The 6,099-nt window shown below is 70.1% G+C and carries 4 protein-coding genes; 2 read left to right on the top strand and 2 right to left on the bottom strand.

Annotated elements, in window-relative coordinates; genetic code table 11:
• A partial coding sequence (locus tag JWQ05_RS19105; protein WP_299661968.1) for a ComEC/Rec2 family competence protein occupies window positions 1-2,215 on the bottom strand: 2,215 nt, incomplete at its 3' end.
• A gap of 143 nt (window positions 2,216-2,358) precedes the next feature.
• Between JWQ05_RS19105 and gltX the strand changes: the two genes are divergently transcribed.
• Together gltX and gltA are read left to right on the top strand one after the other, a co-directional pair.
• On the top strand, window positions 2,359-3,783 hold the full coding sequence (gene gltX / locus JWQ05_RS19100) for a glutamate--tRNA ligase (protein WP_299661965.1): 1,425 nt from the start codon (window positions 2,359-2,361) through the stop codon (window positions 3,781-3,783).
• Window positions 3,784-4,026: 243 nt separating this feature from the next.
• On the top strand, window positions 4,027-5,316 hold the full coding sequence (gltA, locus tag JWQ05_RS19095; protein WP_299661962.1) for a citrate synthase: 1,290 nt from the start codon (window positions 4,027-4,029) through the stop codon (window positions 5,314-5,316).
• Window positions 5,317-5,406: 90 nt separating this feature from the next.
• Here gltA and cmk read toward each other — a convergent pair whose 3' ends face one another.
• Complete coding sequence (gene cmk / locus JWQ05_RS19090; protein WP_299661959.1) at window positions 5,407-6,039, bottom strand: (d)CMP kinase; 633 nt, start codon at window positions 6,037-6,039, stop codon at window positions 5,407-5,409.
• Window positions 6,040-6,099: the final 60 nt, after the last annotated feature.

The following is a 6,099-nucleotide window of genomic DNA, read 5'->3' as shown; positions in this document are numbered from 1 at the left end:
CCGACATGGGGCTCTGCGCCTCGCGAGGTTGGCTCGGGGATTTCGGCGTCTCCGTTGGCGCATCGACCTTGGGGGCAGCCCGCCACGCCACGGTCTCTCCGGGACGCCGCGCGGTCGTGACGACCGGTCCGTCCTCTTCCATGCGAAGCACGGTCGCGCCGTGGGCCTTGAGGAAGGGCCGGTCGAAGACGAGGCGGGCGGCGCAGCCCGACGGCGCTTCGCGCCCCGTGATCAGGATGTCGGCCCGCGCGCAGTCTTCCGCGAGGGCTCGCTTGTCGGTGACGAGCGCGACCTTCCGGCCATCGCTCAAGGCGACGGTGCAGCCGAGTCGGTCGCATCGGGTATCCACTGCCTGTCCGACTTGCCCCGCTTTGCGTCCATCCCCATCGGCCTTCAGCCACTGTTCGAGGACGAAGCCTGGCGGACGCCCGAGCGTGGTCAGGCGGCCGCTGCGATCGCGGATTGCCGCGCCGCCGCCCTCGCGGTCGATGTAGATGTCCGGCCGCGCGGGCCGAATCGCGAGGGCCAGTCCGAGAACGGCTGGGACCAATCCGAGCCAGCGCAGGGACGACGCCGGTAGCGTCAGGGTCACGAGGGCGACTGCGAGCAGCGCCAGGGCGCCGACACCGAAGGCGGGCACCACGTAGGTTGCGTGTCCGAACCCGGCGATCCACGTCGAGATCGTGAGCATACCCTTCACCGCCAGCCCCATCGCCCACCAGACCGGCTGATCGAGGGCGAAGGGATAGGCGAGGATGCCCAGCACTGCCGCTGGCATCACCGCGAGGGAGACGAGGGGCAGGGTCAGGGCATTCCCGATCAAGCCGAAGGGCTGCACGGTCTGGAAGTGGTAGGTGGCGAAGGGCGCGGTGGCGATCTGCGCCACGAGCGTGGTCGCCAGCGTTCCGATGACCGCAGCGGCGGTGAGCCCCACGGCGCGGGCGATCCGGCCGGCGCCCTCGCGGCGCCACGGCTGACGGCCGATGAGTGGCGCGCAGGCGATCAGCCCCGCCACCGCCCCGAAGGACATCTGGAAGCTCGGTCCGAGGAGGCCCTCGGGCTCGCGAGCGAGCGCGATGATCGCCGCGAGCGCGAGATTGCGCATGCTCAGCGCCGGACGGTCCACCAGGATGGCGCCCAGCATCACCAGTGTCATGATCAGCGAGCGCTCGGCGGCGATGTCCCAGCCCGAGAATACGCAGTAGGCGGTGACCCCGACCATGGCGAAGGCGGCGGCGATCTTCTTGATCGGCCATGACAGCGCCGCGTGCGGGATCAGTGCGAGCGCGGCGCGCACCAGCCAGAACACGACCCCGGCGGCCAGCACCATGTGCAGTCCCGAGATCGAGACGACGTGATAGATGCCCGCCGCGCGCAGCACGTCGTTCGTCTCGGTGTTGATGAGGCCGCGCTTGCCGGTGACCAGGGCCGCCGCGACGGCGCCCGCCTGTCCGCCGTTGGCGTCGGTGATGCGCCGGGTCAGCGCGTTGCGGGCGGCGTCGACCTGGGCGGCCAAGCGGTTCTGCCAGGAGGGCGCTGCCAAAGGGGGGCGGACCTCGATCTTGCCCACCAGCGATCCGACGGCGCCGAGACCCTTGAAGAAGGCGTCCCGGGCGAAGTCGTAGCCGCCCGGCCGCGCGGCCTCGGGCGGCGGCAACAGCCGCGCGGTGGCGGCAATGCGGTCTCCCGGCTTCAGAACGGGCGCTTTGCGGTAGGACACCCGCACCCGGGTCGGACGCGCCTCGGGCGCCAAAGTGCCGAAGCTCTCCACGCGCACGATTAGACGCGCCCCTTCCTCGCGTTCGTCGAGGCCCTCGATGGTTCCGACGAGGTGGGCGATCGTCGTCCGGGCGAGGATCGGGCCCGCCACCCGCTGGACCCGCAGGGTCGCTGCCGCGAACCCGAGGAACGCGGCGATGCCGGCAAGCACGAGCCCCAGGGTGAAGGGACGCGCGGCCAGGAGGGGCGTCAGGGCGGCGAGGGCGATCGCGGCGACCAGCGGCGCGGCGAGGTGCGGTGGGCCCTGCGTACCCGCGAAAAAGGCCAGGATGCCGAGCGCGAAGGCGACGGCCAGCCAGGGAAACAGCCGGCGCTGCTCGATCTCGCGGGCCCATCCGGTCTCGAACCAGGCGCGCACGAGCGGCACGGCCGGGCGACGCAGGGCACCGAGGCGCGAAAACCGCCCCCTCGCCGCCCCCGCCCGCGCTTGTGCCATCGCTCGCCACCCCCACCGCGCAGCGGACCCGGCGCGGCATGTCACGTTTTCTTAACGCTTCGCTCCGCGCATGCTACACGCGCGATCTCGGGCCGGTCGATCCGCCTCCCGCCCGTTCCAACAGCCACTCCAAGTCAAGATTGATGTCGTCAGCCGTCGTCACGCGCTTCGCGCCCTCGCCCACGGGCTACCTGCATATCGGCGGGGCCCGCACGGCCCTGTTCAACTGGCTCTATGCCCGCCGCTTCGGCGGTCGCATGCTGCTGCGGATCGAGGATACCGACCGCGAGCGCTCCACCCAGGGCGCCATCGACGCGATCCTCGACGGCATGCGCTGGCTTGGCCTCGACTGGGACGGCGACGTCATCTTCCAATACGCCCGCGCCGAGCGCCACCGCGAGGCGGCGATGAGCCTGCTCGCCTCCGGCAACGCCTATCGCTGCTACGCGACGCCGGATGAACTGACCGCGATGCGGGAGGCGGCGCGCGCCGAGGGCCGTCCGCTGCGTTACGACGGGCGCTGGCGCGACCGCGATCCCTCCGAGGCCCCGGCCGGGGTCAAGCCGGTGATCCGCCTGCGGGCGCCGACCACCGGCGAGACCGTCGTGGAGGACGGCGTGCAGGGCCGCGTCGTCTGGCAGAACAAGGATCTCGACGACCTCGTGCTGCTACGCTCCGACGGCAACCCGACCTACATGCTCGCCGTGGTGGTGGACGACCACGACATGGGCGTGACCCAGGTCATCCGGGGCGACGACCACCTCACGAACGCCGCCCGCCAGCGCCAGATTTCCGACGCGCTGGGCTGGGCGGCACCCGCCATGGCGCATATCCCGCTCATCCACGGGGCCGACGGCGCCAAGCTCTCGAAGCGCCACGGGGCGCTCGGCGTCGACGCCTACCGCGACCTCGGCTATCTGCCGAGCGCGCTTCGCAACTACCTCGTTCGCCTCGGCTGGAGCCACGGCGACCAGGAGGTGTTCTCTACCGAAGAGATGATCGCCGCCTTCGACCTGAAGGCCATCGGCCGCTCGCCCGCCCGCTTCGACTTCGCCAAGCTGGAGAACCTGAACGGCCTCTACATCCGGGGCGCGGCGGACGCAGATCTCGTGCGCGCCATCGAGGACGTGCTGCCGGCCCTCGGTCCGGCGCGTGGCATCGCCGCGCCGCTGGCTCCGGAACTTCGCGAAAAGCTCACCGCCGCGATGCCGGGTCTGAAGGAGCGGGCCAAGACCCTCGTGGACCTGCTCGACAGCGCCTATTACCTCACTGCGGCGCGACCGCTCGCCCTCGACGAGAAGGCCAAGGGCCTGCTCGGCGACGAGGCCCGCGCGCGCCTTGCCGCCCTTCTGCCCGCCCTGGAGGCCCTGCCCGACTGGAACGCCGCCACGACGGAAGCCGCCGTCCGGCACTTCGCGGAGGCGAACGCGCTCAAGCTCGGCCTGATCGCGCAGCCGTTGCGGGCGGCGCTGACCGGGCGCGCGACCTCCCCGCCGGTCTTCGACGTGATGGCGGTTCTGGGCCGCGAGGAATGCCTCGGCCGCCTGCGCGATCAGGGTGCCGCCTGAGGGTTGCATCAGCCTGCGCGGCCGCGTGCAACATTCGGCGAAAGCCTGACAAATCGGCCTGGATTTCGCTTGGGTTTGGGTGAGAGGCGGGGCGTCGGTTGATGACGCTCCGCCGATCCGCTACCCCCATGCTCGTGTGAGCAGGTGCAGCATGCGCTGTGCCTGCGCCCCGGCCCCGGGTGGTGGAATCCATCGCCATGCGGGCCGGCGCCGCCCCGCTGCCACGAAAGGGTCCAGGTCTCCATGAGCGCCTCCAGCACGATCACCGTGGGCGACGACCACGTCGAGCTCCCGATCAAGACCGGCACCATCGGTCCCGACGTCATCGACATCGGGAAGCTCTACGCGAAGACGGGCAAGTTCACCTTCGATCCCGGATTCACATCGACCGCGTCCTGCGAGTCGAAGATCACCTACATCGACGGCGATGCGGGCGTTCTCCTCTACCGCGGCTACCCCATCGAGCAGATCGCCGAGCAGGGCGACTTCCTCGAGACCTGCTACCTGATGCTGTTCGGCGAATTGCCGACCCCGGCCCAGAAGGCCGATTTCGACTACCGGATCACGCGCCACACCATGGTGCACGACCAGATGAACCGGTTCTTCCAGGGCTTCCGCCGTGACGCCCATCCGATGGCGATCATGGTCGCCTGCGTCGGCGCCCTCTCGGCGTTCTATCACGACTCCACCGACATCTCGGACGACAAGCAGCGCATGGTCGCCTCCATGCGGATGATCGCCAAGATGCCGACGCTGGCGGCGATGGCCTACAAGTACTCCATCGGCCAGCCCTTCGTGTATCCGAAGAACGACCTCGACTACACCTCGAACTTCCTGCGGATGTGTTTCGCTGTGCCGTGCGAGGAATTCAAGGTCAATCCGATCTTCGCCCGCGCGCTGGACCGGATCTTCATCCTGCATGCCGATCACGAGCAGAACGCCTCGACCTCGACCGTGCGGCTCGCCGGCTCGTCCGGCGCCAACCCGTTTGCCTGCATCGCGGCGGGCATCGCCTGTCTCTGGGGGCCCGCCCATGGCGGCGCCAACGAGGCGGCCCTCAAGATGCTGGAAGAGATCGGGCACCCCGAGAACGTGGCGAAATATGTCGCCAAGGCCAAGGACAAGAACGATCCGTTCCGCCTGATGGGCTTCGGCCACCGGGTCTACAAGAACTACGATCCGCGCGCCCGGATCATGCAGAAGACGACGCACGAGGTCCTGGGCCAGCTCGGCATCAAGGACGATCCGCTGCTCGAAGTCGCCGTGCAGCTCGAGCAGATCGCCCTGAAGGACGACTACTTCATCGAGAAGAAGCTCTATCCGAACATCGATTTCTATTCGGGCATCACCCTGAAGGCGATGGGCTTCCCGACCTCGATGTTCACGGTGCTGTTCGCGCTCGCCCGCACCACGGGCTGGATCGCGCAATGGGCCGAGATGATCGAGGACCCGTCCCAGAAGATCGGCCGCCCGCGCCAGCTCTACATCGGCCCGGCCCAGCGCGAATACGTCGCCATCGACCAGCGCGCCTGAGCCCACGAAAAGCCCCGCCGGAACGGATCCGGCGGGGCTTCTTTCTCTCGCAAACACATTCCCGACCGCCGGGCGGAACGCTGACGCCGGTCAGTGCGGCCGCGCGCGGTCCACCACGGCGCGCGCGGCCGCGAAGGCCTCCTCGGCATCGAGGTCCGTCGTATCCAGGATGACCGCATCGGCCGCCGCCTTGAGCGGTGCCGTCGAGCGCTGAGCGTCGCGCGCGTCGCGGGCGACGATGTCCGACAGGATGGCGCTCAAGGTCGCGGACTCGCCGCGGCGCAGCAATTCGAGGTGGCGGCGCCGGGCACGCTCCTCGGGCGCCGCCGTGATGAAGAGCTTCACCGGCGCGTTGGGGCACACCACCGTGCCGATGTCGCGGCCGTCGAGCACGGCGCCGCTGCCGCCCCCGGCGAAGCGCTGCTGCCAGGCGAGCAGTGCTGCCCGCACCGCAGGCACCGCCGAGATCCGCGAAGCCGCCTCGCCCATTGCCCGCTCGCGCAGGCGCGGATCGGCGAGGCGGTCGGCGATCAGGCTCGCGGCGGCGCGCGCGGCGGCTTGGTGGTCGTCGAGGTTGAGGCCCGCATCGATCACCGTCAGCGCCACGGCGCGGTAGAGGAGCCCCGTATCGAGGTGGGGCAGGCCGTAATGCGCGGCGAGGCGCTTGGCCAGGGTGCCCTTGCCGGAGGCGGCGGGGCCGTCGATCGCAATCACCATCGGCATCGCGGGTCAGCCCTCGATCCGGCCGCCGAGGGCCCGCATCGTCGGCAGGAAGCTCGGGAA

It is taken from the genome of Methylobacterium sp., from assembly GCF_028290105.1.
Taxonomy (GTDB): domain Bacteria; phylum Pseudomonadota; class Alphaproteobacteria; order Rhizobiales; family Beijerinckiaceae; genus Methylobacterium.
Note: the sequence above shows the minus strand (reverse complement) of the source record. Positions and strands in the feature narration are given on the sequence as shown.

Coding starts and splice junctions, on each gene's coding strand:
- gltX (WP_299661965.1), top strand. CDS start 2,359: ATGTCGTCAGCCGTCGTCACGCGCTTCGCGCCCTCGCCCACGGGCTAC.
- gltA (WP_299661962.1), top strand. CDS start 4,027: ATGAGCGCCTCCAGCACGATCACCGTGGGCGACGACCACGTCGAGCTC.
- cmk (WP_299661959.1), bottom strand. CDS start 6,039: ATGCCGATGGTGATTGCGATCGACGGCCCCGCCGCCTCCGGCAAGGGC.